Origin of the sequence: Prescottella equi, assembly GCF_020171745.1 — a bacterium.
In the GTDB taxonomy this organism is placed as follows: Bacteria; Actinomycetota; Actinomycetes; order Mycobacteriales; family Mycobacteriaceae; genus Prescottella; species Prescottella equi_A.
On record NZ_JAIVAH010000004.1, the window covers coordinates 366,820 to 391,577 of the forward strand.

A 24,758-nucleotide genomic window follows, 5' to 3' on the forward strand; every position below is an offset into this window, starting at 1 on the left:
GGCGCCCACGCCGCTACGCTGGACAAATGCCCGCAGCGCCACGATCCCGCACCGTCTCGCGACTGCAACCGTTCGCGTCCACGATCTTCGCCGAGATGACGGCGCTGGCCACCGAGCACGACGCGATCAACCTGGGCCAGGGCTTTCCCGACACCGACGGTCCCGCGGCGATGCTCGAGGTCGCGCGGCAGGCGATCGCGGACGGCCTCAACCAGTACCCGCCGGGGCCGGGCATGCCGGTGCTGCGGCAGGCGATCGTGACCGATCGCGCGCTGCGCTACGGGATCTCGCACGACCCCAACTCGGAGGTCCTGGTCACCGTCGGCGCCACCGAGGCGATCAGCGCGGCGATCCTCGGCCTGGTCGAGCCCGGCGAGGAGGTGGTGCTGATCGAGCCGTACTACGACTCGTACGCCGCCGCCGTCGCGCTGGCCGGCGCGGTCCGGCGCACGGTACCGCTGGTACGCGACGGTGACCGGTTCGCCCTGGACCTCGACGGTCTGCGGGCCGCGATCACCCCGAACACCAAGATGCTCGTGGTCAACTCGCCGCACAACCCCACCGGCACGGTGTTCACCGAGGCCGAACTGCTGGCGGTCGCCGAACTGGCGTGCGAACACGATCTGCTGGTGCTCAGCGACGAGGTGTACGAGCACCTGGTGTTCGACGGCCTCAGCCACACCCCGCTCGCGGCGCTGCCCGGCATGTACGAGCGCACGATCACCGTGTCGAGTGCGGCCAAGACGTTCAACGTCACCGGATGGAAGACCGGATGGGCTTGCGGCCCTGCGGAACTGGTCGACGCCGTCCGCGCCGCGAAGCAGTTCATGTCGTTCGTGGCGGGCGGCCCGTTCCAGCCCGCCGTCGCGCACGCCCTCGAACACGAGCAGCCGTGGGTGCAGCAGATGCGAAACGAGTTGCAGGGCAAGCGGGATCTGCTCGCAACGGCGCTGCGGGACGCGGGGTTCGACGTCTACTCCGGCGGCGGCACGTACTTCCTGCTCGCCGACATCTCCGCGTTCGGCACGCGGGACGGCATCGAGTTCTGCCGGCGCCTGCCCCGGGAGGTCGGGGTGGCTGCGGTGCCGGTGAGTGTGTTCACCGACCACCCGGAGCAGTGGAATCATCTGGTGCGCTTCGCGTTCTGCAAGCGTGACGAGATCCTCGCGGAGGCGGCGTCCCGGCTGAGGCGACTGGGGGTGCCCGGGTGAGCCTGGCGACGGTCCCCGCCGACTTCCTCAAGCGGGCGCTGCGACTGGCCGAGACCGCCGGCGCGGACCTGGCGTCGACGCTCGAGGCGTCGGGCATCGACGTCGAGTCGCTCGACGATCCCCGCGCCCGGCTCACCCCCGAGCAGGTCACCGCGTTCACGCAGGCCACGTGGCAGCTCACCGACGACGAACTGTTCGGCATCGGTGCGTCCCCGGTCCCGCGCGGGACGTTCCGGCTGATCTGCCTGTCGCTGATCCATCGCCCGGATCTCGGCAGCGCGCTCGAGCGGATGGCCGACGTCACCCGCGCGCTGCCGGTGCCGCCGCTCACGCTGATCCAAGGCGAGCGGTCGACACGGCTCGAGGTGCGGGTCGACGTCCGCGACGACGCCTACTCCCCCGAGTTCGTCGACGAGGCGTTCCGTCTGGTCACCGATTTCGAGCTGATCCTGTTGCACCGCTTCGCCGCCTGGCTGGTGGGCCGCCGGGTCAGACTGCAGGCGGTGCTCATCCCGTACCCGGAGCCCGAGGCCCGGTTCGCCAAGCACTACGACGCCATCTTCGGTGTCCCGGTCACCTTCGGGGCGAGCGTGGCGACGCTCGAGTTCGACAACGCGATCCTGCGGGCACCGATCATCCAGAACGAGGGCACCCTCGCCGAGTACCTGCGCGAGTCTCCGAATCTTCTTCTCTCCGAACGTGATTACGACAGCACCGCCGCGGCCCAGGTGCGCCGGGTGCTCGAGATGGGCGCGCGCGGACGCACCTGCACCGCCGACGAGATCGCCGAGATGCTCTCGATCAGCGTGCCGCACCTGCGCCGACTGCTGCGACAGGAGGGCACCTCGCTCAATGCGCTCCGCGAGGAGGTGCTGCGCGACGCCGCCGTCGCCGCACTCCGCCGGGGCGAACCGGTGGACGAACTGTCCGCCCGACTGGGGTTCTCCGAGGCGAGCGCCTTCCGGCGCGCGTTCAAACGGTGGACCGGCGCGACGCCCGGGGCGTATCGCTAGGACACCACCGCCCGGCAGGACCCCGCCGTCGAGCGGGGCCGCCCCCTCAGACGCTTCCGGGCGACGACGACGCCGCGGTGCAGGATCTCGCCACCCCACACGCCCCACGGCTCGGCCCGTTCCAGCGCCTCGGCCAGACAGCGCGACCGGATCGGGCACCCGCCGCACTGCCGTTTGGCGCGTTCGAGGTCGGCGGGGACGGGTGAGAACCACAGCTCAGGGTCGCCGGTGCGGCACGGCGTCGTCTGTTCCTCGATGACTCTCACGCAGCCCGACATCCCGATGGCCCCCTCGTCTCCCCGTGGCCGAGCGAATCCCGCGCCATGAGTACAGACCCGAGTCGGGTCGAAAACTCATCGCACGATCGTGAACGGGATCGCACCGGTCGAAGGGGTGGGCGGCCACCGGGCCGCTCTGGTGCCCTTGGCGGGTCAGGAGGTCCAGGTCAGCGAGCCGAGGCTGCCGAGCGATCCGAGGGAACCGGTTGCGGGTGGGGTGACCTCGAGGATCACCGGGAGGACCGCGTCATTGCCGATGCCGTTCGACGCGGTGAGGGTGAACTCGAATCGCCCAGCGGTGGTGGGGGTTCCGGACAGCACCCCACCCGTCGAAAGGGTGAGGCCGTCGGGCAGGACACCGGCGGCAGTCACCGTGGGGGCAGGTTTGCCGGTGACGGTGAAGGCGTAGGTGTAGGACTGGCCCACGGCCCCCGCGGCAGGGGCTCCGGTGAGGGTCGGCGCGTTCGTTCCGATCGCGATCACCGACACCGAGTCGCTACCCCAGTTGGTGATGTAGGCGTGAGCGCCGTCCGGGGTGATCGCCAACTCTTCCGGCTGCGAGCCGACCGTCACGGGTGCGCCGACCGTGTTCGTGGCGGTGTCGATCACCGACACCGAGTCGCTGTCGTGGTTGGTGACGTAGGCGCGGGCGCCGTCCGGGGTGATCGCCACCGCGATCGGTTCCGAGCCGACCGTCACGGGTGCGCCGACGACGGTGTTCGTGGCGGTGTCGATCACCGACACCGAGCCGCTGCCGTGGTTGGTGACGTAGACGCGGGACCCGTCCGGGGCGATCGCCACCCCGATCGGCACCGAGCCGACCGCCGCGGTCCCGGCGACCGTGTTCGTGACGGTGTCGATCACCGACACCGAGTCGCTGCCGACGTTGGTGACATAGACGCGGGACCCGTCCCGGGTGATCGCCACCCCGACCGGATTCACGCCGACCCTCACTGGTGCGCCGACGACAGTGTCGGTCGCGGTCTCGATCACCGACACCGAGTCGCTGCCCCGGTTGGCGACGTAGACGCGGGAGCCGTCCGGGGCGATCGCCACCCCGGACGGATTCTTGCCGACCGTGATCGGGTCGCCGACGACGGTATCGGTCGCGGTCTCGATCACCGACACCGTGCCGCCGCCCCAGTTGGTGACGTAGACACGGGACCCGTCCGGCGTGATCGCCACCCCGGACGGATTCTTGCCGACCGTGATGGGGTCGCCGACGACGGTGTTCGTGGCGGTCTCGATCACCGACACCGAGTCGCTCATCTGGTTGGCGACGTAGGCGTGGGCGCCGTCCGGGGTGATCGCCACCGCGATCGGTTCCGAGCCGACCGGGACGGTCGCGGTGACGGTGTCCGCCGATGCCGGGCCGGCCGCAGTGAAGAGGGTCGTGACCGCGACCGCGGCCGCGCCGACACTCGCGAACAGTCGAGCGCGGCGCGTCGGCGGGTGCGATCGGTCGAGGATGATCATGAGAAGTGCGCCTTCCGGGGTGCAGTCCGCACCCTCCCCGGGGCGCGCAGCAGCCACGGGGAAGCAGCCACCGCACCAGAACATAACGGACATTCGTCCAAAAGTGGCTACATCGTGCAGCGATCCGGCACCGCGAAGATTTGCGCCCCTCGAGCGGCGCCGGCAGAGGGCAGGACCACCGCGGAGCATGTGCGATGCGGTCGGGGCGTCGCCCGAACTGCGTCGAACACGAGGTCGAGCGCGTCGACCAACCACTCGTCCGTGGCCTCGGCGAGCACGCCCGCCGACGGGTCCAGCTCGTCGTGGACGGTCACGGTCCACCGTCCGCTGGCGTCGGGATCGGTGGTGACGCCGGTGTCGTCGTTCCTCGCGAGAAGGTACCGCCCGAACTCGAAGTCCACCCGGACCACGTGGCGGCCCTGGTGCAGGACGACACGGACGGGACGGTGGGTCGCCGCAGCCAGCACCGTGACGGCATCGGTGTAGCGCTGATCCGGCGTGTCCAGCCATCCCATGCTGAGGTCCTTTCCCGACAACTTCTCCGCCGACGGCAGCTGCCGACAACGCACTTCTCCGCTCTTACCCCAGGACGACGGCGGCTATACCTCCGATGTCACACACGTCACCGAAATCTTCCGAATCGGCCGGACGGACACCGATCGACCAGGTATTTCGAATTCGGAGGTATAGGCCGTCGGGAGTGTGGGTACAGACCTGGAGATCGCATCGAAATCTCTCACCGGGAGTTCCACTCATGTCGTTGTTCTCGAGGACCGCCGTTCGCGTCACCTGCGTCAAGAGCGTCTACTCGTGGTGCGGCGTGCCGTACTTCGGCGCGCGCAGTGATCGCACAGTCCGCACCTCCCCGACCCCGTTGTCGGTGCTGTCGGCGGCACGGGCGTAGGGCCCGCCGAGTGAGCACCGACCGTATATTCACACCCATGGAGATGTCCGGATCTGCCGCCGAACCCGCCCTGTCGCTCGACGTCGAACTGATCGAGGGCGTCGTCGTCCTGCGTGCCCGCGGCGAGATCGATGTCCTCACCGCGCAGATGTTCGAGGACGCGCTCGACGACGCCGTGTCGCGTCTGGACGGCTCGGTACTGATCGCGGACCTGTCCGGCGTGACGTTCCTCGCGTCGGCCGGCCTGGCCGTGCTGGTCCGGTGCAGCGACGACGTCCCCGACGGCAACAGGTTCATCGTGGTAGCCCACGGCCCCACCACGATCCGACCACTCGAGCTGACCGGACTGACCGAGGTGCTCGAGGTGCATCCGTCCGTCGAAGCGGCCCTGTCGACGGTGTGATCCTCGTGGCCGACAGAACGGTGATGCCGGCCTCCCCGGCACAGGAACCGGTCGCCGACGCGACGCGGGGCGACGACAGGTTGTCGCTGATCGAACTCCGCGCCGAACCGGCAGTGCTCGCCCCCGCTCGCAACGCGCTCGCAGAATTCCTGCGGCAGAACAGGTTTCCCGACGACCGGGCTTACGACGTGCTGTTGGCCTGCTACGAGGCGATGGCGAATACCGTCGAGCACGCATACCCCAGCGGAACCGACGGCACCTTCGACCTGTCGGCGACGTGCGACCGCACCGGAACCCTCACGGTGACGATCACCGATCGTGGCGAATGGAAGACCGGCGGACCGGATCCCGCGTCGCGTCGGGGCCGCGGTCTGCAATTGGTCCGCGCGTGCGCCGACCGATCCGAGGTCGTCTCCGGTGACACCGGGACGCGGGTACACCTCCAGTGGCTCGGCGCTCCGAGCAGCGCCGCGCCGTACGACGAACAGGGTGGCTAGAACACGATGCAGACCGACCCCACTCCCGAAGTCTCCCAACGACAGAGCGACACCGCTCCCGCCGTCACGGTGTCCGTGGCTGCACGGCACGACCAGCTCCCCATCCTGCGGATGCTGACCGAGGTCGTGGCGATGCGCAACAACTGCACGCTCGACCAGTCGGCCGATCTCAAGTTGGCCGTCGACCAGATCTGCACCCTGCTGATCTCTTCCGCCGCCCCGGACACCGAGGTGACCTGTCGGTACACCACGGTGGACGACACGTTCCGCATCGTGCTGACCGCGTTCACGGTCGCCGAGTGGTACCCCGAACGCGGCAGCCTCGAGTGGCGCATCCTCAGTGCACTGGCCGATTCGATCGCGATCGACCAGCAGCCCGACGCCTCCGGCCACACCACCGAATCGACCGTCACGATCTGCACCCGAAAGCTGGTGTGACGGGTGGTTGCTCAGGCCGACACCCCGTCGTCGCAGTCCTCGGGCGACCTCGACGGGGTGGCCGAGCTCTTCGCCGAGCTGGCGGAGTGCGACCCCGGTGACGACCGGGGCAACGCGCTCCGCGACCGGATCGTCGCACAATCACTTCCTCTGGCGCGCAACATCGCTCGACGATTCGCCAGCCGCGGCGAGGAGATGGACGACCTCTACCAGGTCGCCTGTGTCGGGCTCATCAACGCCGTCGACCGTTTCGACCCCGCGCAGGGGAACTTCGCCGCCTACGCGATCCCGACCATCATGGGCGAGGTCCGACGCTACTTCCGCGATCATGTGTGGGCGGCGCGGGTTCCGCGCCGAGTCAAGGATCTGACGCTCGACGTCGGCAAGGCCACCGAGACACTGTCACAGCGCCTCGGACGCTCCCCCACCGCAACCGAACTGGCCGTCGAACTCGGCACCGACCCGGACTCGGTCATCGAGGCGATCGCCGCCGCCGGTGCGTACCAGACGCATTCGCTCGACAGCCCCGTCGGCCGGGACGGTGAGAGCGCGACCCTCGCAGACACCCTCGCGACCGACGACGCGGAACTCGAGCAGACCGAACTCCAGCTCGCGTTGAAGCCCGTCATCGACCAGCTCGAGCCGCGCGAGAAGCGCATCGTCGTGATGCGCTTCTTCGAGGAGAAGACCCAGACCGAGATCGCGCGTGAGATCGGCGTCTCGCAGGTCCAGATCTCCCGACTGCTGTCGAAGATCCTCACCCGGATCCGCACGAACCTGGGCGAGTGAGACGGGCTCAGTAGGCGCGTCGCAACCGCATGCGGAAGGGCCTGCCATCGGGGTCGACGACGAGTCGATAGACGAGGGCGGCGGCGCGCTGCTGCCACAGCGGCGGCACGTCGATGTGGTGTCGCCGCAACCGACCCGCCGGCCTGGTACCGGCCGAGGGAGCCTCGTGCCACCGGTCCAACTCGTCGACACTGCTTCTGACCGCATCGAAGAAGCGCTCCGGGTCGATCAGGTCGGCGTCGTCACCGTCACGCCTCCCGAGGTGTTCCCGGGCCAGTTCGAGTCGTAGGTCGCGCGCGAAGCGGCGAGCCCCGTCGCCCAACCCGGCAGGGTCGACCGGCGCACGAACATCGCGTTCGGTGTCCACCACCGCGGCGGTCAACTCCGAATCATGGGTCCAGGAACGCCGATTGAAGTTGTCGCTGCCGACAGCCGCCCACGTGTCGTCGACGACACACACCTTCGAGTGCACGTACACGGGAATGCCGCGATCATTCTCGAGGTCGAGCACCAGCACCCGATCGCCACCGGCGTCGCGGATCGTCTCCAGCGCCGACGAATGACCGAGCAGCGCGGACGGGATGGTGATCGGACTGTCGTCGTCGAGGTACTTCGGCACGACCGCGACCAGTCGCAGCCGGGGTTCGCGGCGTAGCGCTTCCGCGAACACACGCGCGACGTCCACCGACCACAGGTACTGATCCTCGACGTACACCAGGGTTCTCGCTCGATGCAGGACCTTTGCGTAGGCCTTGGCAGCACTCCGTTCCCCTTCCCGCGCAAAGGGGTACGCAGGCCGGCGCCGCGGGTAGGTTCGCAGCAATTGCACCGAACACGTACCGCAGGCCGCGGGTGGTGGTGTGGGAGAGGGCAGTTCGGACGGAGATCGAGTCAGGCCCCGCAGAATGTCCGGCAAGGCGTGCCACGGCAGCCGGGACAGGGCCGACGGGTCTTCCCACCGCTCCCGGAACACGTCCTCGACGTCGCGGACGGCGGGGCCGCGAATCTGCAACTGCGCGTCGTGCCAGGCCGGGGTCTCACCGTATTCGGGCGGGAACGGCCGGCTGCGCGGATCACCGAAGTGGTCGGCGTCGTCGCGCCGGGCGCGTGCGAGATCGATACCGCCGACGAATGCGACGTCTGCGATGGACGGGTCGGCGTAACGCACCACGACGAACTTCTGATGATGGCTGCCGAGTGCGGGTACCCGCTGATCGAGGATCACCTCGCCGCCCGCGGCCTCGAGAGCCTCCGCGAGTCTGCGGTTGCGGCGTCCGGGGAAGCCCAGCGTCTCGATGTGCGAGCGCCACATCATGCCCTTGACTGTCGCTCCCCGACGGGCCGCGCCGGCGAACGCGTCGGCCACCGTCACGCCGTCGACGAGCTGTTGATCGGCATCACCGCGCCAATCCGTGAACAGCACGAGGTCGTTCGCTCCGGCGCGGGCCAACGCCTCGGCCAACGCCGCGAAGTAGACCTTGCCGTGGATCAGCGGCGTGATGTCGTTGCCGTCGGTCCAATCCCGGATCCGGGTGTCGCTGTTGCCTCGTTCGTCGCTGCTGAGGAACCAGGGATGTGCCGGATCGAACTGCTCCCGGCGCCCCGTCAGCGCGAGACTGGATCGTCCGAACAGCGACGACGCCCGCCCGGCGAACACACGACACCGACACACCACGGTTGCGACCAACGTTCGAATCCGCTTCGGGAACACACCGCGATGATCCCAGTAGGTATATCCATCGGGCGTGCGGGGTATGTGACTGGGGATCGCGTCACCGTATCGAGCTGGGGAGAGAAGCCATGTCACGGCCGCCGAGACAGCGCCCGACCGACGGCGGCCTGTCGCTGACGGGCATCCGCGCCGTCCCTGCCGAGCTGGCACCGGCCCGCGCCAGCCTGTCGTCGTACATGCGCGGTCTCGGCCTATCCGCGATCCAGGCGCAGGACGCGGTGCTGGCCGGCTACGAGGCGATGGCGAACAGCGTCGAACACGCCTACCCGCCCGGCGGCGCAGGAACATTCGACCTGCACGCGACCCACGGACGCGACGGAGTCCTCACCGTCACGGTCACCGACCACGGGACGTGGAAGAGCGCCGGCACGGATCCGCACGCCAAGCGGGGACGAGGTCTGCAGTTGATGAACGCGTGCAGCGACCGCACCGAAGTAGTCGGCAGCCGCAACGGGACGCGGGTCCGGTTGCAGTGGACGACTCTTACCGCGGCATGACCGCCACGGAACCGAACAGCGGGCTCAGCGCCGTCCGGGGAGACGGACCACCTGCACCCAGAAGTCGTCGATCTGCCGAACGGCAGCGATGAACTGATCCAGATCCACGGGCTTGGTGACGTACGCGTTGGCGTGCAGCTTGTAACTGCGCACGATGTCCTCCTCGGCGCCCGACGTCGTCAGGATCACCACGGGGATGTCGGCCAGGTCCTGATCGGACTTGATCGTCTCGAGGACCTGGCGCCCGTCGTACTTGGGCAGGTTGAGGTCGAGCAGGATCAGGTCGGGCCGGATCGCGTCCGCGTACTCCCCGCGCCGGTAGAGGAAGTCCAGCGCCTGCTCGCCGTCCCGGACGACGTGCAGATTGTTGCCGACCTTGTTGAACTCGAACGCTTCCCGCGTCATCAGCTCGTCGCCGGGATCGTCCTCGACGAGGAGGACGTCGATTGCCTTGCCTGCAGCGCTCATGTGAGGGCTCCCTCTCTGGTGTCGGCGCCGGCGCCGGCACCCCTGTCTGCTTCACCTGTCACGGGCAACGTGAACTCGAACCGGGCCCCGCCGGTGTAGGTCGTGTCGAGCCAGATCTGTCCGCCGTGGTACTCGACGATCTTCTTGCACAGCGCGAGCCCGATCCCGGTACCTGTGTACTCGTCGCGGGCGTGCAGGCGCTGGAAGATGACGAAGATCTTGTCGGCGAACTGTTCGCCGATTCCGATCCCGTTGTCCTGCACGCTCACCAGCCACATGCCGTCGGGCCGGTGCTCGACACTGATCGAGATCTCGGGTGCCGTGTCGGGGCGCGCAAACTTGATTGCGTTGCCGATCAGGTTCTGCCACAGCATCGTCAGCAACGTCGAATCGCCCTCGACGTCGGGCAGCCGGTCCGGCCGGTCGATCCGCACACCCGATTCGTCGACAGAGGCCGCCAGATTCGACAACGCCTTGTCGACCGCGTGGTCCAGCGGCACCGGGCCGAAGCCGTCGCTCATCCGGCCGACCCGGGAGAACGTGAGCAGGTCGTTGATCAGGACCTGCATCCGCTTCGCGCCGTCGACCGCGAAGTCGATGTACTGAAGACCGCGCTCGTCGAGCACGTCCCCGTACCGCTTCTCGAGAAGCTGACAGAAGGAGGCGACCTTGCGCAGGGGCTCCTGCAGATCGTGCGACGTCACATAGGCGAACTGTTCGAGTTCGGCGTTGGAGCGTCGCAGCTCCACCGTCTGGGCGTCGAGCTTGGCGGTCTGCACCTCGAGCCGGGACTGCCGGTCCCGCACGATCTCGAGTTCCGCGACGATCCGTCGCCGCATACCCTCGATGTCCTCGGCGAGAGCCCGGATGTCGGCCGGCCCGTTGCCCGCGTCGACCTGCTGCCCGAAGTTGCCCTGCACCACACGCCGCGACGATGCCGACAGCCGCCGCAGAGGGTTGATGATCGCCTTGCGGATCAGCACCGCGATGACGACACACGCCGCCAGCAGCACGAAGAACAACGAGGAGAAGACGATCGAACGCATCGTCCGCGCATGCGCGAGGGTTTCCCGGGCGTCGGCACCGGCCTGGGCGAGGTGCTGATCGAGCGCGCCGAGGTCGGCACGCAACTCGTCGAAGGCGTTCTTGCCGCGATCGAAGACGACCGGGTCCAGGGGGCGGCCCCCGGTGTCGGGTGTGACGGCGAGGATCGGCTCGACGAAGACCGCGTGCCAGTCGGCAGCGCCCTGCTCGATGCCGTCGAGGTCCGCAATCAAATCGGACCGCGGGCTGATGAGCCCGCGTAGCTCCGCGGTGGCCTCCTCCTGCAGCTGCAGGCCTGCGGTGTACGGCTCGAGCGCCGCGTCGTCACCGCTGAGTGCGTAACCGCGAACGCCGGTCTCCTGATTGAGGAATGCGGCCCGGAGCTGGGACGCCGCAGCGTCGGCCGGCGACAGCCGGTCGATCAGGTCGTCGGTGGCAGTCTGGGTCCGGTTCAACGACACGGCCGCAGTCACCCCACCGGCACAGATCAGAACCACCAGGACTGCCAGGATCACGTTGAACCAGGCCTGGACCGTCAGGCCCTTGCCGAGGGTCCGTCGTGATTGCGAGCTCATCGACGAGCACCTTCCTTCGTCATCCGTACGTGTACGACGGCGATGTCGTCGGTGAGGCCGCCGTGGTCGGCCGCGAGACTCTCCGCGTGGCCGATCAACGCGTCGACGAAGTCGTCCGGGGACGCATCGCCGCGCGTGCGCGCGTATTCCAGCAGGCGTTCCTCGCCCAACCGTTCGGTCGTACCGATGCGGCTCTCGAACAGTCCGTCGGTGAAGAGCACGATCGAGGTCCGGTCGTCGACGGCCAGCTCCTGGACCGTCCAGTTTCCCGGTTCCCGGCGCAGCCCCAGCGCGGGGCCGCCCGGAACCTCGAGCCACTGCACCTCGGAACCGCTGCGCAGCATCATTCCGGGGTGTCCGGCGCGGATCACGCGCATCGTGGACCGATCGGGGGCGAGCACGACGCAGGTCATCGTCGCGAAGATGTGGCGCCGGGGCCGCTCCGCGATCAGGATCTCCTCGAGCGTCCGCATCGCGGATTCGGTGGGTACGCCGCCGACCACCAGCGTGCGCCAGGCGATCCTGAGGCTCACCCCGAGGGCGGCCTCGTCCGGGCCGTGCCCGCAGATGTCACCGATGAGGATGTGCACCGCGCCGTCACAAGACTCGACGACGTCGTAGAAGTCGCCTCCGAGCAGGCCGTGTTCACGTCCGGCGCGGTAGCGCGCAACCACCTCGACATGGTCACCGCGCAGCAGCGGGATCGGCAGCAGGCCCCGCTCGAGCCGGGCGTTCTCGCGAGAGCGCTGCTCGCTGGCCTGCAACGCCGCCGCGTTGTTCTCGGTCCGCTTGCGCTCTACTGCGTACAGCACCGAACGGGTCAGCAGGTCGGCGTCGACGCGCCCCTTGACCAGATAGTCCTGAGCGCCTGCCGCCACAGCAGCGAGTCCGGTCCGGTCCTCGGCGAGCCCCGTCATCACCACGACGGGCACGCCGTTCGCGCAGCGTTGCACGGTCGCGAGCGCGTCGAGGCCCTGGGCGTCCGGCAGGTGCAGATCCAGCAGAATGCAATCCGGCCTGTCGGTTTCGAGTAGCGCCTGTGCCTGGCTGAGCGACTTGGTCCAGACGAGCTCGAACTCGGACATCGACTCGAGGGCCATCTCCTCCACGAGGAGGGCGTCGCCCGGGTCGTCCTCGATCAGCAGGATCGACAGTCTGCCCCCGCCCACACTTTCCATACCGGTGGGAACCGACTCGATGCCGTTCACGCCCGGCGGGCCGGCGACTCTGCCGACAGGGTCATGACCGACTCCCATCACGTAAGGGCAGTAGATCTGCCGACCACAACCCTAACGGACGCTTGGACCACAGTTCACACGCTGTGAGCGCACGCACGCGCTGTCGTTCCCTATGCGGCAGCCACCGGGACGGCGACGGCGAGCCCGGCGAACATCTTCGAGAACGACCCGAGTGACGCCTCCACCTCGTCGGCCCGCCCGTCGGCGAGCCAACCGAGGATGAGGCCGTCGATGGCCGTGGTGACCATGCGGCTGAGCACCGGGATCGGCACGGTCCATTCGATTCCGGCCGTCTCGGCCAGCCGGGTCAGGAACTGGCCGGTGGAGGCGTAGTACTCGCGGTACTGCCACTCGGCGATGTCGCTGCGTTCGGGCGCGCGCAGCGCCCCGACCGTCAGTTCGTAGAAGACCAATTGCTTCTCGGGTTGGACGCGGACGGTGTCCCACAGCGTCATGAGCCCCTTGAAGATCGACTGCTCGACATCAGCCCCGGGAGTCAGGCTGCCCACCGCCTTCTCGACGAACCCCGCGACCACCTCGCGGGTAAGTTCGCGCAGCAACTCCTCCTTGGAACTGAAGCAGTAGTGGAAGACGCTCTGTTGCACTCCGGCCTCGGCGCAGATCGCCCGCGTGCTCGCTGCTGCGAGTCCCACCTCGGAGCTCACCCGGATGGCTGCATCGAGCAAGTCCCTGCGTCGTTGTTCCGCCGAAACGTAAGGCATTGCAACCTTTCCCGAACATCACCCCAGTGTTGTCGGCAGCGTAGTGTGCGGCCGCGCCGGTGACCAGGGTTAAACGCAGTGAATGTACCGCGGTGCACGATGTCCGATTTCACCCTTGTTTCCAAGCTGGTCGGTTGACAAACTTCGGGGACCCGGCGGCGCGACGCTCGGGTCCCGCGGCGAGAGGACGAACCGATGAGAACGACGCTGGAATCGATGCTCGAGTCGGTGGTGCGGACTGCGGCCACGATCGCCGGATCGCTGCCGACCCCGATCCAGCGGGCACTCGGCGGCAGGCCGGTCCGCGTCGACGGGCAGGAACTGAACACCGAGATCCAGTTGATGCTGCGCATGCTGGCTCTGCTGCCGGACTCCGACTTCGAACAACTCCCGATCGCGAAGTCGCGGGCGCAGATCGACATGGAGGCCCGCCTGGTGAGCGGACGCCCGATTCCGATGGCATCGGTCGAGTCGCTGGCGATTCCGGGGCCGGCCGGCACGATCCCGGCGCGACTGTTCCGCCCCGAGAGCCTGCCGGCGACCGCCCCGCTGCTCGTCTACTTCCACGGCGGCGGTTTCGTGCTCGGCAGCCTCGACAGCCACGACTCGCTGTGTCGGTTCCTCGCCCGGCACGCCGAGGTGGCGGTGCTGGCAGTGGACTACCGGCTCGCACCCGAGCACGCGTTCCCCGCCGCGGCGGACGACGCGGTCGCCGCGTTCCACTACGCCGTCGCGAATGCCGCGTCACTCGGCATCGATCCGGATCGGGTGGCCGTCGCCGGAGACAGCGCGGGCGGCAACCTCGCCGCGGTCGTCTCGCAGCTCACCCGGGACGGCGGCCCGCGTCCCGCGTTCCAGATGTTGTTCTTCCCGTGGCTCGACATGACCGCGAAACGCCGCTCGTATCAGCTGTTCAGCGACGGCTTCTTCCTCACCGAGGCCCAGATGGACTGGTACACCAACCATTACGTGCCGGCCGCCGAGGATCGCACCGACCCGCGGGCATCCCCGATCCTCGCTGAGGATCTCACCGGTCTGCCACCGGCCTACGTCGCGATCTCCGGATTCGACGTGCTGCGCGACGAGGGCATCGAGTATGCCGAGCGCCTACGGGCCGCGGGCGTCCCGACGACGCTGCGCGTCCACGACGACCTGGTGCATGCATTCGTGAACCTCACCGGTTACGGACGGGCCGGTGTCGATGCGCTACTCGAGGCCGTGGGCGCACTGCGCGTGGGACTTTCGTTCGCGCCCCGCTGCGTGTCCGAGCCGGGACTCGAGATCGCCGAACGGGCGGAGTGACCGCTCAGCCCACGCAGAACTCGTTGCCCTCGGGGTCGGTCATCGTGATCCAGATGCTGGGCCCCTGCTGCCCACGATGCAGAATCGTGGCGCCCGCGGCGACGAGGTCGGCGGCCACCTCCTCACGACGATCCCCCACCCGGACGTCGAAGTGCAGCCGGTTCTTGACGACCTTTTCTTCGGGCACCAACTGGAAGAGCACTCTGGGGCTCTGCGGATGCTCGGGGTCCCGGATGGCCGCCCCCTCCCGCCAGACGAGGACGCCCTCGAACACCAGGGTGTCCGATTCCTGGGCGTGCCCCGCTGCGACGAGACCCCGGATGAACTGTTCGTCGCTGGGCTCCATCTCCCAGCCCAGGGCCTGCGCCCACCACTTCGCCTGCAGGTGAGGATTCTTCGCGTCGACGGTGATCTGAATTTCGTATCCCATGTGCCGACGCTACTGCCGGACACCGACAGGTCCCGTGCGCATTCAGAAATGGTGCGGCCCCGCGGTTACTGCACCGCGGGGCCGCACCCGAGAGCTTCCGGTGACACGGAGTCAGCTGCCCACCGATCCGGACGACGAGCCGAGCGAACCGAATACGTGCTCGATCGACCCGCTCACCGAGCCGAACACGTGCTCGAGCGACCCACCGATCGAGCCCAGCGAGCCCGACGACTCCGGCGTGAGTGCGAAGTTCACGTCGTTCGCATCACCGGTGCTCAGGTCCACCGTCTGGGTCAGCGGATCACCGGTGCAGCCTTGCGGCGGCATTACCTCGACGACGTATCCGGACTGCGCGGGCTTCCACTGGAAGAAGTACCAGCCGTTGGGGTTGGTCGTGGTCGTTGCGATCACGGCGTTCGTGTTGTCCCTGAGATTGACGGTGACGTCCTCGGTGGGGGCATCGGCGTCCGCAGGACACCCGGTGACGAAGCCGAAGATGCTGAACACCTTGACCATGGCGAAGCTGAGCCCTGTGACGGGATTCCCGCTGGTCGTGTCGGCCGGAAGTTTGCCGGGCACGGAGCCGCAACCCGCCGGCGGATACAGATTGACGGAGTAGTTTCCGGGCTCGATGTTCTGGAATTCGAAAACTCCACCCGGCCCGGTGGTCACCGAGGCCACGCCCGCATTTGTGACGGCATCGTGAAGTTCGACCCAGGCACCGACCGGATTCCCGTCGTCGGCGCAGGTGTTGGTCATCGTTCCCGAAATTACCGGGAACGGATCTGCACTTGCCACTCCAGGAAGACCGATCACGGCGAGCATTAGTCCTGCGAACAACGTTACTGCAGCTGAAAGCCTTCGTTTCACGTCGAACCCCCTAGGTTCCGCGGACATTTACCGAGGGGATGGTAAGCACACTCATTAGAGGGACTCGCCGCATTCGAATCAATTCGGCGTCATTTACAACCTTTGTCAGAATCTATTCTACGTCATCCAAACAATAGCAATGTCGTAATACCAAAGGATGTAATTCAACTAAAATGTACTGCAGTACATTTTCGGCCCCGGCGGGGGCGTGCCGCCCCGAGGTGAGGACACGCCCCGCCGGCCGACGTCGGTCAGCCGCGGCGAGTGGCGACCGCAGCGGCGAGACGATCGAGCGTCGCAGCGGTGGTCTCCCAGTCGATGCAGGCGTCGGTGATCGACTGGCCGTAGGTCAGCTCGTCGGACTTGCCCAGCGTCAGATCCTGACGTCCCGCCTCGATGAAGCTCTCGAGCATGATGCCGACGATGCCCTTCTCGCCGCCCTCGATGCGCGCGGCGATGTCGGTGACCACGTCGACCTGCTTGTTGTGGTCCTTGCGGCTGTTGCCGTGACTCGCGTCGACGACGACCCGCTCCGGCAGACCCGACTTCGCAAGGCGCGCAAGGGTGTCGGAGACAGTCTCGGCGTCGTAGTTCGGCCCGTCGGTGCCGCCGCGCAGGATCACGTGGCAGTCCGGGTTACCGACCGTGTGGATCAGCGCGGCCTGGCCCTCGAGGTCGGTGCCCGGGAAGACGTGGCTCGCGGCGGCGGCGCGGGTGCCGTCGACCGCCACCTGGACGTCGCCCTCGGTGGAGTTCTTGATGCCCACCGGCATCGACAGCGCGCTGCACAGCTGACGGTGCACCTGGCTCGCGGCGGTGCGGGCGCCGATCGCGCCGTAGGTGACCAGGTCGGCGATGTACTGCGGGATTATCGGGTCGAGGAACTCGCAACCGACCGGGAGGCCGAGGCGCGAGATGTCGAGCAGCAGCTTGCGACCCATCCGCAGACCGGTGTTGATGTCGTAGGTGCCGTCGAGGTGCGGGTCGTTGAGCAGACCCTTCCAGCCCAGCGTCGTGCGCGGCTTCTCGAAGTAGACGCGCATGACGATCTGCAGGTCGTCGCGCAGTTCCTCGGCCTTGGCGGCGAGACGACGCGCGTAGTCCATGGCAGCCTCGGGATCGTGGACCGAGCACGGGCCGACCACGACGACGAGACGGTCGTCGTCGCCATTGAGGATGTTCACGGTGTCGGCACGACCCGAGCGGACGGTGGCCGCGGCCACCTCGTCGGGGGTGTGCTCGGCGCGCACGACGGACGGCGCCACCAGCGGGCTGATGCTGACCGTGCGCTGCTCGTCGAGGCGCTGGTCGTTTGCGATAGCGGTCATGGGGTTCGGTTTCCTGTTCTCAGGCCGACCCTCGAAGACTGAAGAATCCCAGTGAGCCGGTCTGTCATCCGGCTCTGGGGTGGAAGATTGTCAGCGCGTGGTTACGCTGACCGACCCACCCGGGGCCGGCCTGCTAAACCAGAAATAGGTCGCTGACACGCCGACCAGAGTAGCGCGGACCGCACGGTCGCGCAGCAGTGCCCCCGCGAACGAGACGACGATCACACCGCGGACACCCGGCCCTCCACCTGGATCGACGCGCCGAACCTTGACGTACAACCAATTGGTTGTACGTTTGTAGACGTGAGTGGAGACGACGAGGACCGGGCAGACGCCCTGTTCCACGCGCTCGCCGACCGCACCCGGCGCGACATCATGCGCCGCGTACTGGCAGGCGAGCACTCGGTCTCCGCGCTCGCGGAGAAGTACGACATGAGCTTCGCCGCGGTGCAGAAGCACGTCTCCGTGCTGGAGAACGCGGGTCTGCTCACCAAGCGGCGCAGCGGCCGGGAACAGCTGGCCAGCGGCGACGTGGCCGCGGTGCGGTCGGTGGCATCCATGCTCACCGAGTTGGAGCAGGTATGGCGCGGGCGCATCGCACGGATCGACGATCTCATCGCACTCGACTCGACCAAGGAGGACTGAGCAATGCCTGTCACCGATGTGAAGCACGATCTCGAGACTCGCACCCTGACGATCACCGCCGAGTTCGCGGCGCCGGTGGAGCGGATCTGGCAGGTCTACGCCGACCCGCGTCAACTGGAGAAGGTGTGGGGTCCGCCCGAATGCCCCGCGACGGTGGTCGACCACGAGCTCACGCGGGTGGACGCGTCACGTACTTCATGACCGGCCCGGACGGCGAGAAGTACGCCGGCTACTGGGAGGTCACGACCGTCGACGAGCCGCGGAGCTTCTCGTTCTCCGACGGCTTCGCCGATGAGGACTTCAATCCGAATCCCGAACTGCCGGTGTCGAAGAACGTCTACACCTTCACCGAGCACGACGGAGGTACACGGGCCACCTACACCAGCACCTTCGAGTCCGCGGAGGGACTGCAGAAGGTCCTGGACATGGGCGTGATCGAGGGGGCGACGGCGGCAATCAACCAGATCGACGAGTTTCTCGCGCCCTGACCTCACCCGGCCGGGCGGAGCCGCCTCTGGCAAAACTGAAATCAATTCCATAATGTGTGACGCGCGACACCCGCGCGACGGGCGCCGCCCCGCCCGTCCGCCGTCGTCAGGAGTGCCAACGTGACCGAATCGCCCACCTCGAACGCCGATCTGCGCTCTCTGCTCGACACCCGCAGCAGTTGCCGCGCGTTCCGGCCGGATCCCGTGCCGCGCGCGACGATCGAGCAGATCCTCGAGACGGCACAGCGCACGCCGTCGTGGTGCAACACCCAGCCGTGGCAGGTCGCGATCACCGAGGGCGAGGGCACCGAGCGCTTCCGAAAGGGCCTCGTCGAGGCGGTGCGCACCTCGCCGCACGAGCCGGACTTCGCCTTCCCCACCGAGTACCGGGGCGCCTACCAGGAACGCCGCAAGGAATGCGCGATGCAGTTGTACGCGAGCGTGGGCATCGCGCCCGGCGATCGGCAGGCGTCGGCCCAGCAGACGATGAAGAACTTCGACCTGTTCGGCGCGCCCCACGTCGCGATCGTCACCACCGACGCCGCGCTCGGCGTCTACGGCGCCGTGGACTGCGGCCTCTACGTCAACACCTTCCTGCTCGCCGCGCAGAGCCTCGGCGTCGCGGCGATCCCGCAGGCTGCACTGGCCGGCAGTGCCGCGTACCTCCGCAGCTTCTTCGACCTGCCCGAGGACCGGAAGGTGGTGTGCGCCATCTCGTTCGGTTACGCCGACGAGTCCCATCCCGCGAACGGCTTCCGCACCACGCGTGCCGACATCGGTACCGTCGCCACCTGGGTGTCCTGAGCCCAAGCCCCATCCGAAACCCCTGACAAATGTCACGGCAGGTTCGTGACGGACGTGTGAGGGCCGAGCGGGTTCGCCCGGGCAGATTGGGGGTATGACCACAGCGCAGCCCCTCCCCTCGCTCCGGCAGGACCCGTCCACCGGCGACGCGGTGCGCCTGACCGGCGTGCACAAGCACTTCGGTCGGGTGCACGCCGTCCGCGGCCTGGATCTGACGATCCGCGCCGGCGAAGTGGTGGCGTTCCTCGGCCCCAACGGCGCCGGCAAGACCACCACCGTGGACCTGATCCTCGGTCTCTCGCAGCCCGGTTCGGGCGCCGTCGAGGTGTTCGGGATGCCCCCGCGCGATGCCATCGCGCGGGGGCTGGTGTCGGCGGTGATGCAGACCGGTGGGCTGCTCCCCGAACTGACGGTGGGTGAGACCGTCCAACTCACCGCGAGCCTGTACCCGCGGTCACGGCCCGTCGACGAGGTGCTCACCCGCGCCGGTATCCGCGAGATCGCCGATCGCCCGGTCCGCAAGTGTTCGGGCGGACAACAGCAGCGCCTACGGTTCGCGATGGCGCTGCTCCCGGACCCGGCGCTGCTCCTGCTCGACGAACCGACCGCGGGCATGGACGTCGAGGGACGACGCGAGTTCTGGTCGGCCATCCGCGCCGACGCCGCCGCAGGTCGAACCGTCGTGTTCGCGACCCACTATCTCGAAGAGGCAGACGCCTACGCCGACCGCGTCGTACTGGTCCGCCACGGACAGGTCGTGGCCGACGGCACCGCCGCCGAGGTCAAGGCGACGGCCACCGGTCGCACCCTGCGCGCCACCGTGCCCGGAGCGGACGCCGCACTGCTGCAGTCCATTCCGCACGCCGACGCCGTCGAACTGCGCGGCGAGACGCTCGTCGTGCATTCGTCGGACACCGACGCTGTGGCCCGCCACCTGCTCACCCACACCGGCGCACGGGACCTCGAAATCGTCTCGCGTGGACTCGAAGATGCCTTCATCGCGCTCACCACCGACCACATCGAAGGACAGGCCCGATGACCACACTCATGCCTTCCCACGCGACCGTCCGCCTCACCGGATTCAACGCCACACTGCTCCGACTGGAACTGCGCCGACTGCTCCGCAACCGGCGGACCGCGATCTTCACGCTCGTGATGCCCGCGGTGTTCTTCCTCGTCTTCGGTCTCGGCCAGGGCTACGCCGACGAGAGCGCCGGCCGTGGCAACGTCACCGCGTACGTCATGATCAGCATGGCGCTGTACGGCGCGATGATCGCGACCACGAGCACCGGGGCTGCGGTATCTGTCGAGCGGGCGTCCGGGTGGAGCCGGCAACTGCGGCTCACCCCACTGTCACCGCTCGCGTACATCGCGGTGAAGTTGGTCGTCGCGATGACGCTCGGCCTCGCCGCGCTGGTGGTCGTGTACACCGTCGGCGCGTTCACGTCCGCGGACATGGACGGATCACTGTGGGTGAGCACCGCGGTCATCGCGTGGCTCGGGTCCTCGATCTTCGCAGCCTTCGGCCTGTTCATGGGATACCTGCTGCCCAGCGAGAACGTCATGCAGGTCCTCGGACCCGGGCTGGCGCTGCTGGCGTTCGGCGGCGGACTGTTCGTCCCGCTGCAGGACGGCTCGGTGTGGGCCACGATCGCGCAGTTCACCCCCACGTACGGCATCGGGAACCTCGTGCACGCGCCGCTCACCGGTGACGCCGTCCAATGGACCTGGATCGTGAACGTCGTGGTGTGGCTCGCGATCTTCGTCGGCGGCGCCGTGTGGCGGTTCCGGCGCGACACCGCGCGCGTCTAACGTGGTCGCCGTGAGCACTCCCGAACGCCCCACCGTCGTGCAGCGGTGGGGCCGGTTCGGCATCGTCTTCGCCGCCGTGTGGCTGGTGTTCCTCGTCGAACCCCTCCAGCACGGGTGGGACGAGCGCGACCGACCGAGCGCCTGGATCGGAATCGCCGCCACGCTCGCGTTCGGCGTCGTGTTCCTGTGGGTGTTCTCGGATTCGCGGCGCGCCCGCCTCCAGCGGCGTGAGACCCGGCCGCCACTCCCCCGAGCGTTCCTCGAACTCGGCGCCCTCACCGGACTCGCGGTCGTGATGACTGTGACGCTCGGCGAATCCGGCCTCGCCGCGTCCGTGTTCCTGGCCGTCGCCGGGGTGACCCTGTTGCCATTGATCGCCGGCGGCACGTTCGCGCTCGCCGTCGCGGGCGTCGTGGAGTTGCTCGCGACCCGCGCCGGGTGGAACGTGTCGAGCCTGCCGCTCGCGGTGTGCGCGGCGGCCTTCGCGATGGCCGGTGTCATCGCGCTGATGAACCGCAACATCGCACTGCTCGACCGCCGGGAGGAGGACGAGCGGCGTGCCGTCCAGGAGGAACGCGGCCGCATCGCGCGCGATCTCCACGACATCCTCGGCCACTCCCTCACCGTCATCACGGTCAAGGCCCAGCTCGCGAACCGACTTGTCGACGTCGACACCGACCGGGCCCGAGGCGAGCTCGACGATCTCGAGCGACTGTCCCGGGATGCCCTCGCCGATGTCCGCTCGGCCGTCGAGGGGTTCCGCGGCGTCTCCCTGCCGGTCGAGATCGCCCGCGCCCGAGAGGCGCTGCGCGCCGCCGGCATCGAGGCCGACCTGCCGAACAGTACCGACACCGTCCCCACCCGGCTGCGCGAGCTGTTCGCCTGGTCGGTGCGGGAGGGCGTCACGAACGTCGTGCGGCACAGCCGGGCCCGGCACTGCACCGTGACGGTCGACGATCGGCAGGTGTCCGTGGTCGACGACGGCGTCGGCACCGATGCACTGCAGGCGGGCAACGGCCTCACCGGTCTGCGCGAGCGGGCGGCGGCGGCCGGCGCCCGAGTGGTCGTCACCCATCCACGCCCACAAGGATTCTCGTTGCAGGTGATCGCGGAGGGGACGGCATGACGATCCGGCTACTGCTCGCGGACGATCAGGCACTGGTCCGTGGCGCGCTCGCCGCGCTGCTCGATCTCGAAGCGGACCTCCAGGTGGTGGCCGAGGTAGGCCGCGGCGACGAGGTGGTGGCGGCCGCGCTCGAACACCGCCCGGACGTCGCGCTGCTCGATGTGGAAATGCCCGGCCTGGACGGCATCTCGGCCACCGCGGCACTACGGGAGGCTGCGCCGTCCATCCGCGTGCTGATCGTGACGACCTTCGGCCGTCCCGGATACCTGCGCCGCGCGCTGCAGGCCGGTGCGTCCGGGTTCGTCGTGAAGGACACTCCCGCAAGACAACTGGCCGATGCCGTCCGCCGGGTCCAGCAGGGACTGCGCGTGGTCGATCCCACCCTGGCCGCGGACAGCCTCGTCAGCGGCGAATCCCCGCTCACCGAGCGGGAGACCGACGTGCTGCGCGCGGCGCGGGACGGCGCCTCGGTCGCGACCATCGCCGCGACCCTGTTCCTGTCGGCCGGCACCGTCCGCAACCATCTGTCGTCGGCGATCGGCAAGACCGGCGCGGAGAACCGGACGGAAGCCGTGCGGATCGCGGAGTCGAACGGCTGGCTCTAGAAGGAATCCAGCGTCGTCACCGACAATTCGGCCAGGCTCCCGAGTGTCCCCATCTCGATGAGATTGACGACGAAGGTGTCGTGGTCGAGCGGGAGTTCGCCACCACCGTCGACGGACCGTGCCCGCGATGCCAGTGCCGAGACGAGAAAATTGGTCGTCAGCCGGATCCGCTCCTCCCGGAGCGCTTCACTCATGCCCGACATGGATTGACGGACCACATCCTTCGCAACCGCACTCGCGGGCGAGTACTGGGCGTCGGCAAGGCCGCCGTACCGCTCGTACACCTCCGACATGATCTGCACGAAGTCCCGTCCACGCTCGTCGAGCAACTTCTCCGCCAGCGGAATCGTCATCGCGGCGATGGCATCGCGGAGCGCCTCGCGCGACGGCTCCCGCCCCACACACAGTCGCCGGACGAGTTCGTCCATGCGCGTACTGACGTCGACCATGTGCTGCACGACGATGGCCTCGAGCAGCCCCTCGCGGGACCCGAAGTAGTAGTGCACCGCCGAGTCGTTCCGCACCTCGGCCATCGCGTTGAGATCACGGATCCGCACTCGCGCAATTCCTTCGCGCGCGAACAGGTACTCCCCCGCCCGCAGCAATCGCTCCCTCGCGGGGAGATTCGCCACCATGGCTTGACAGCCTAACAAACATGATTAATGTGTTCCGCATCACTATTAACGACCCTCGTTAACTGTTTCTTTCTTTACGGATCGCGGCCTCACGTGCGCCCCGGTCCGAGCTGGACACTGCCCGGTGTCAGGACTGCCGGATCCCGATGTGCGGAGGGAATTTCCATGGCTGTACCCGAAGGAATCGACGTCACCGACGCCTCGACATTCGAGGACGGGATCCCCCACGAGCTCTTCGCCGAGTTGCGGCGAACCGCTCCGATCTGGTGGAACCCGCAGCGGCGCGGCGCCGCCGGCTACGACGACGAGGGCTTCTGGGTGGTGTCGACGCACGAACTCGTGCAGGAGGTCTCCCGGCGCAGCGATGTGTTCTCCTCGTGGGAGAACACCGTGATGGTGCGTAACGCGGACGACGCGCCGCGCGAGCAGATCGAGGCCCAACGAGCGACGATGCTCAACAAGGACGAGCCGGAACACACGGCACTGCGCCGCATCGTCACGATGGGTTTCACGCCCCGAGCCGTCAACGGACTGCGTTCGGCACTGGCCGAACGGGCCCAGGACATCGCCCGGAGTGCGGCCGCCCGGGGCCGCGGCGACTTCGTCGACGAGGCCGCGTGCGAACTGCCTCTCCAGGCGATCGCCGATCTCCTCGGTGTACCGCAGGAGGATCGGCGCAAACTCTTCGACTGGTCCAACCGAATGACCAGCCGGGACGAAACCGACGTCCAGGATGATCCGCTCGTCGCGGTCGGCGAGATCATGGGTTACGCGTACGCCATGGCGACCGAGCGCCGCACGTGCCCCGCCGACGACATCGTGACGAAACTGGTGCAGGCACAGGTGGGGGACGGCGCGCTCAGCCCCGAAGAGTTCGCCTACTTCGTGATCCTGCTGGTCGTGGCCGGCAGCGAAACCACGCGGAACTCGATAACGCACGGGCTGATCGCCTTCCACGACCACCCCGACCAGTGGGAGCTGTACAAGCGCGAACGGCCGACCACCGCGGTCGACGAGATCATCCGCTGGGCGAGCCCGGTCCTTTCGTTCCAACGAACCGCGATCTGCGACACCGAACTCGGTGGCGTGACGGTACGCAAGGGCGATCGGGTCGTGATGCTCTACGCGTCGGCGAACTTCGACGAGAACGTCTTCGACGAACCACAGCGGTTCGACATCACCCGATCGCCCAATCCGCACCTGGCGTTCGGGGGTACCGGAGCGCACTACTGCCTCGGTGCCAACCTCGCACGCCTCGAGATCGACCTGATGTTCGGGGCGATCGCCGACCACCTCCCCGACATCACGATCCTCGGACCTCCTGTCCGGTCGCGGTCGGCGTGGCTCAACAGCATCAAGGCACTCCCGGTCGACTACGGAATGTGCCCCGTCTCCCACTGACAGCTACCCACCACGGCAGAAGGAAGG

28 protein-coding genes and 1 pseudogene are annotated in these 24,758 nt (G+C 68.1%); 17 read left to right on the plus strand and 12 right to left on the minus strand.

Annotated elements, in window-relative coordinates:
• The first annotated feature begins 26 nt into the window (after window positions 1-26).
• Both LCL87_RS03125 and LCL87_RS03130 read left to right on the plus strand, forming a co-directional pair.
• On the plus strand, window positions 27-1,211 hold the full coding sequence (locus tag LCL87_RS03125) for a pyridoxal phosphate-dependent aminotransferase (protein WP_225016536.1): 1,185 nt from the start codon (window positions 27-29) through the stop codon (window positions 1,209-1,211).
• Entirely contained in the window at window positions 1,208-2,224 is a 1,017-nt protein-coding gene (locus LCL87_RS03130; protein ID WP_225016538.1) for an AraC family transcriptional regulator, read from the plus strand. The genes LCL87_RS03125 and LCL87_RS03130 overlap by 4 nt, the downstream gene beginning before the upstream one ends.
• Here the strand turns inward: LCL87_RS03130 and LCL87_RS03135 are convergent.
• The 3 genes from LCL87_RS03135 to LCL87_RS03145 all read right to left on the minus strand — a co-directional run bounded on the left by LCL87_RS03135 (window position 2,221) and on the right by LCL87_RS03145 (window position 4,493).
• The gene (locus LCL87_RS03135; protein ID WP_225016540.1) at window positions 2,221-2,502 is read right to left on the minus strand and encodes a WhiB family transcriptional regulator; all 282 of its coding nucleotides are present in this window, start codon (window positions 2,500-2,502) and stop codon (window positions 2,221-2,223) included. The genes LCL87_RS03130 and LCL87_RS03135 overlap by 4 nt on opposite strands.
• A gap of 153 nt (window positions 2,503-2,655) precedes the next feature.
• Complete coding sequence (locus LCL87_RS03140; RefSeq protein WP_225016542.1) at window positions 2,656-4,071, minus strand: beta-propeller fold lactonase family protein; 1,416 nt, start codon at window positions 4,069-4,071, stop codon at window positions 2,656-2,658.
• A 14-nt stretch (window positions 4,072-4,085) separates the two neighbouring features.
• The gene (locus tag LCL87_RS03145; protein WP_225016544.1) at window positions 4,086-4,493 is read right to left on the minus strand and encodes a hypothetical protein; all 408 of its coding nucleotides are present in this window, start codon (window positions 4,491-4,493) and stop codon (window positions 4,086-4,088) included.
• A gap of 239 nt (window positions 4,494-4,732) precedes the next feature.
• On the opposite strand from LCL87_RS03145, the gene LCL87_RS03150 reads away from it, so the two are divergent.
• The 5 genes from LCL87_RS03150 to LCL87_RS03170 are packed head-to-tail and all read left to right on the plus strand — an operon-like array spanning window position 4,733 to window position 7,009.
• A complete protein-coding gene (locus LCL87_RS03150; RefSeq protein WP_225016546.1) occupies window positions 4,733-4,882 on the plus strand; it encodes a hypothetical protein in 150 nt (49 codons plus the stop codon).
• 37 nt (window positions 4,883-4,919) lie between these two features.
• A complete protein-coding gene (locus LCL87_RS03155) occupies window positions 4,920-5,285 on the plus strand; it encodes an anti-sigma factor antagonist (RefSeq protein ID WP_225016548.1) in 366 nt (121 codons plus the stop codon).
• Window positions 5,286-5,290: 5 nt separating this feature from the next.
• Window positions 5,291-5,782, plus strand: coding sequence for an ATP-binding protein (locus tag LCL87_RS03160; RefSeq protein ID WP_225016557.1), 492 nt, complete (start codon window positions 5,291-5,293; stop codon window positions 5,780-5,782).
• Window positions 5,783-5,788: 6 nt separating this feature from the next.
• Entirely contained in the window at window positions 5,789-6,220 is a 432-nt protein-coding gene (locus LCL87_RS03165; protein ID WP_225016559.1) for an ATP-binding protein, read from the plus strand.
• Window positions 6,221-6,223: 3 nt separating this feature from the next.
• Window positions 6,224-7,009, plus strand: coding sequence for an RNA polymerase sigma factor SigF (locus LCL87_RS03170; protein ID WP_225016561.1), 786 nt, complete (start codon window positions 6,224-6,226; stop codon window positions 7,007-7,009).
• Window positions 7,010-7,016: 7 nt separating this feature from the next.
• Here the strand turns inward: LCL87_RS03170 and LCL87_RS03175 are convergent, their stop codons facing one another.
• Window positions 7,017-8,666 carry a phospholipase D-like domain-containing protein gene (locus LCL87_RS03175; RefSeq protein ID WP_225016563.1) on the minus strand — a complete coding sequence of 550 codons (1,650 nt, stop codon included), beginning with the start codon at window positions 8,664-8,666 and terminating at the stop codon, window positions 7,017-7,019.
• A gap of 143 nt (window positions 8,667-8,809) precedes the next feature.
• Between LCL87_RS03175 and LCL87_RS03180 the strand changes: the two genes are divergently transcribed.
• Window positions 8,810-9,238, plus strand: coding sequence for an ATP-binding protein (locus LCL87_RS03180; protein ID WP_225016565.1), 429 nt, complete (start codon window positions 8,810-8,812; stop codon window positions 9,236-9,238).
• 24 nt (window positions 9,239-9,262) lie between these two features.
• Here LCL87_RS03180 and LCL87_RS03185 read toward each other — a convergent pair whose 3' ends face one another.
• The 4 genes from LCL87_RS03185 to LCL87_RS03200 all read right to left on the minus strand — a co-directional run bounded on the left by LCL87_RS03185 (window position 9,263) and on the right by LCL87_RS03200 (window position 13,249).
• A complete protein-coding gene (locus tag LCL87_RS03185; protein ID WP_225016567.1) occupies window positions 9,263-9,706 on the minus strand; it encodes a response regulator in 444 nt (147 codons plus the stop codon).
• The gene (locus tag LCL87_RS03190) at window positions 9,703-11,325 is read right to left on the minus strand and encodes a sensor histidine kinase (protein ID WP_225016569.1); all 1,623 of its coding nucleotides are present in this window, start codon (window positions 11,323-11,325) and stop codon (window positions 9,703-9,705) included. The genes LCL87_RS03185 and LCL87_RS03190 overlap by 4 nt, the downstream gene beginning before the upstream one ends.
• Complete coding sequence (locus LCL87_RS03195; RefSeq protein ID WP_225016701.1) at window positions 11,322-12,503, minus strand: fused response regulator/phosphatase; 1,182 nt, start codon at window positions 12,501-12,503, stop codon at window positions 11,322-11,324. The genes LCL87_RS03190 and LCL87_RS03195 overlap by 4 nt, the downstream gene beginning before the upstream one ends.
• A gap of 170 nt (window positions 12,504-12,673) precedes the next feature.
• Complete coding sequence (locus LCL87_RS03200) at window positions 12,674-13,249, minus strand: TetR/AcrR family transcriptional regulator (RefSeq protein ID WP_225016571.1); 576 nt, start codon at window positions 13,247-13,249, stop codon at window positions 12,674-12,676.
• A 231-nt stretch (window positions 13,250-13,480) separates the two neighbouring features.
• Between LCL87_RS03200 and LCL87_RS03205 the strand changes: the two genes are divergently transcribed.
• The gene (locus tag LCL87_RS03205; protein WP_510850682.1) at window positions 13,481-14,587 is read left to right on the plus strand and encodes an alpha/beta hydrolase; all 1,107 of its coding nucleotides are present in this window, start codon (window positions 13,481-13,483) and stop codon (window positions 14,585-14,587) included.
• Between the two features lie 4 nt (window positions 14,588-14,591).
• Here LCL87_RS03205 and LCL87_RS03210 read toward each other — a convergent pair whose 3' ends face one another.
• The 3 genes from LCL87_RS03210 to LCL87_RS03220 all read right to left on the minus strand — a co-directional run bounded on the left by LCL87_RS03210 (window position 14,592) and on the right by LCL87_RS03220 (window position 17,215).
• Window positions 14,592-15,017 (minus strand): VOC family protein, encoded by a 426-nt coding sequence (locus LCL87_RS03210; protein WP_225016573.1) that lies wholly within the window; start codon window positions 15,015-15,017, stop codon window positions 14,592-14,594.
• Window positions 15,018-15,128: 111 nt separating this feature from the next.
• The gene (locus LCL87_RS03215; RefSeq protein WP_225016575.1) at window positions 15,129-15,776 is read right to left on the minus strand and encodes an SdrD B-like domain-containing protein; all 648 of its coding nucleotides are present in this window, start codon (window positions 15,774-15,776) and stop codon (window positions 15,129-15,131) included.
• 362 nt (window positions 15,777-16,138) lie between these two features.
• Window positions 16,139-17,215, minus strand: a complete 1,077-nt coding sequence (locus LCL87_RS03220; protein WP_225016577.1) for a 3-deoxy-7-phosphoheptulonate synthase — start codon at window positions 17,213-17,215, stop codon at window positions 16,139-16,141.
• Window positions 17,216-17,518: 303 nt separating this feature from the next.
• On the opposite strand from LCL87_RS03220, the gene LCL87_RS03225 reads away from it, so the two are divergent.
• From LCL87_RS03225 to LCL87_RS03255, 7 genes and pseudogenes are all read left to right on the plus strand, one after another.
• Entirely contained in the window at window positions 17,519-17,860 is a 342-nt protein-coding gene (locus tag LCL87_RS03225; RefSeq protein WP_225016579.1) for an ArsR/SmtB family transcription factor, read from the plus strand.
• 3 nt (window positions 17,861-17,863) lie between these two features.
• Window positions 17,864-18,348 (plus strand): annotated as a pseudogene (locus tag LCL87_RS03230) (SRPBCC family protein).
• A 120-nt stretch (window positions 18,349-18,468) separates the two neighbouring features.
• Complete coding sequence (locus LCL87_RS03235) at window positions 18,469-19,152, plus strand: nitroreductase (RefSeq protein WP_225016581.1); 684 nt, start codon at window positions 18,469-18,471, stop codon at window positions 19,150-19,152.
• A 94-nt stretch (window positions 19,153-19,246) separates the two neighbouring features.
• Complete coding sequence (locus LCL87_RS03240; RefSeq protein ID WP_225016583.1) at window positions 19,247-20,191, plus strand: ABC transporter ATP-binding protein; 945 nt, start codon at window positions 19,247-19,249, stop codon at window positions 20,189-20,191.
• A complete protein-coding gene (locus tag LCL87_RS03245) occupies window positions 20,188-20,964 on the plus strand; it encodes an ABC transporter permease (RefSeq protein WP_225016585.1) in 777 nt (258 codons plus the stop codon). Before LCL87_RS03240 ends, LCL87_RS03245 begins: the two co-directional genes overlap by 4 nt.
• A 10-nt stretch (window positions 20,965-20,974) precedes the next feature.
• Window positions 20,975-22,090 carry a histidine kinase gene (locus tag LCL87_RS25710; protein WP_225016587.1) on the plus strand — a complete coding sequence of 372 codons (1,116 nt, stop codon included), beginning with the start codon at window positions 20,975-20,977 and terminating at the stop codon, window positions 22,088-22,090.
• A complete protein-coding gene (locus tag LCL87_RS03255; protein ID WP_225016589.1) occupies window positions 22,087-22,695 on the plus strand; it encodes a response regulator transcription factor in 609 nt (202 codons plus the stop codon). The genes LCL87_RS25710 and LCL87_RS03255 overlap by 4 nt, the downstream gene beginning before the upstream one ends.
• Here the strand turns inward: LCL87_RS03255 and LCL87_RS03260 are convergent.
• Entirely contained in the window at window positions 22,692-23,330 is a 639-nt protein-coding gene (locus LCL87_RS03260; protein ID WP_225016591.1) for a TetR family transcriptional regulator, read from the minus strand. The genes LCL87_RS03255 and LCL87_RS03260 overlap by 4 nt on opposite strands.
• A gap of 165 nt (window positions 23,331-23,495) precedes the next feature.
• Between LCL87_RS03260 and LCL87_RS03265 the strand changes: the two genes are divergently transcribed.
• Window positions 23,496-24,731, plus strand: a complete 1,236-nt coding sequence (locus tag LCL87_RS03265; RefSeq protein ID WP_225016593.1) for a cytochrome P450 — start codon at window positions 23,496-23,498, stop codon at window positions 24,729-24,731.
• Window positions 24,732-24,758: the final 27 nt, after the last annotated feature.

What these genes read in the sequence shown, in the direction of transcription:
- LCL87_RS03125 (WP_225016536.1), top strand. Translation starts at nt 27, where the DNA reads ATGCCCGCAGCGCCACGATCCCGCACCGTCTCGCGACTGCAACCGTTC.
- LCL87_RS03135 (WP_225016540.1), bottom strand. Translation starts at nt 2,502, where the DNA reads ATGTCGGGCTGCGTGAGAGTCATCGAGGAACAGACGACGCCGTGCCGC.
- LCL87_RS03140 (WP_225016542.1), bottom strand. Translation starts at nt 4,071, where the DNA reads ATGTCCGTTATGTTCTGGTGCGGTGGCTGCTTCCCCGTGGCTGCTGCG.
- LCL87_RS03145 (WP_225016544.1), bottom strand. Translation starts at nt 4,493, where the DNA reads ATGGGATGGCTGGACACGCCGGATCAGCGCTACACCGATGCCGTCACG.
- LCL87_RS03150 (WP_225016546.1), top strand. Translation starts at nt 4,733, where the DNA reads ATGTCGTTGTTCTCGAGGACCGCCGTTCGCGTCACCTGCGTCAAGAGC.
- LCL87_RS03155 (WP_225016548.1), top strand. Translation starts at nt 4,920, where the DNA reads ATGGAGATGTCCGGATCTGCCGCCGAACCCGCCCTGTCGCTCGACGTC.
- LCL87_RS03165 (WP_225016559.1), top strand. Translation starts at nt 5,789, where the DNA reads ATGCAGACCGACCCCACTCCCGAAGTCTCCCAACGACAGAGCGACACC.
- LCL87_RS03180 (WP_225016565.1), top strand. Translation starts at nt 8,810, where the DNA reads ATGTCACGGCCGCCGAGACAGCGCCCGACCGACGGCGGCCTGTCGCTG.
- LCL87_RS03185 (WP_225016567.1), bottom strand. Translation starts at nt 9,706, where the DNA reads ATGAGCGCTGCAGGCAAGGCAATCGACGTCCTCCTCGTCGAGGACGAT.
- LCL87_RS03190 (WP_225016569.1), bottom strand. Translation starts at nt 11,325, where the DNA reads ATGAGCTCGCAATCACGACGGACCCTCGGCAAGGGCCTGACGGTCCAG.
- LCL87_RS03195 (WP_225016701.1), bottom strand. Translation starts at nt 12,503, where the DNA reads ATGGAAAGTGTGGGCGGGGGCAGACTGTCGATCCTGCTGATCGAGGAC.
- LCL87_RS03205 (WP_510850682.1), top strand. Translation starts at nt 13,481, where the DNA reads ATGAGAACGACGCTGGAATCGATGCTCGAGTCGGTGGTGCGGACTGCG.
- LCL87_RS03210 (WP_225016573.1), bottom strand. Translation starts at nt 15,017, where the DNA reads ATGGGATACGAAATTCAGATCACCGTCGACGCGAAGAATCCTCACCTG.
- LCL87_RS03215 (WP_225016575.1), bottom strand. Translation starts at nt 15,776, where the DNA reads ATGACCAACACCTGCGCCGACGACGGGAATCCGGTCGGTGCCTGGGTC.
- LCL87_RS03220 (WP_225016577.1), bottom strand. Translation starts at nt 17,215, where the DNA reads ATGACCGCTATCGCAAACGACCAGCGCCTCGACGAGCAGCGCACGGTC.
- LCL87_RS03240 (WP_225016583.1), top strand. Translation starts at nt 19,247, where the DNA reads ATGACCACAGCGCAGCCCCTCCCCTCGCTCCGGCAGGACCCGTCCACC.
- LCL87_RS03245 (WP_225016585.1), top strand. Translation starts at nt 20,188, where the DNA reads ATGACCACACTCATGCCTTCCCACGCGACCGTCCGCCTCACCGGATTC.
- LCL87_RS03255 (WP_225016589.1), top strand. Translation starts at nt 22,087, where the DNA reads ATGACGATCCGGCTACTGCTCGCGGACGATCAGGCACTGGTCCGTGGC.
- LCL87_RS03260 (WP_225016591.1), bottom strand. Translation starts at nt 23,330, where the DNA reads ATGGTGGCGAATCTCCCCGCGAGGGAGCGATTGCTGCGGGCGGGGGAG.
- LCL87_RS03265 (WP_225016593.1), top strand. Translation starts at nt 23,496, where the DNA reads ATGGCTGTACCCGAAGGAATCGACGTCACCGACGCCTCGACATTCGAG.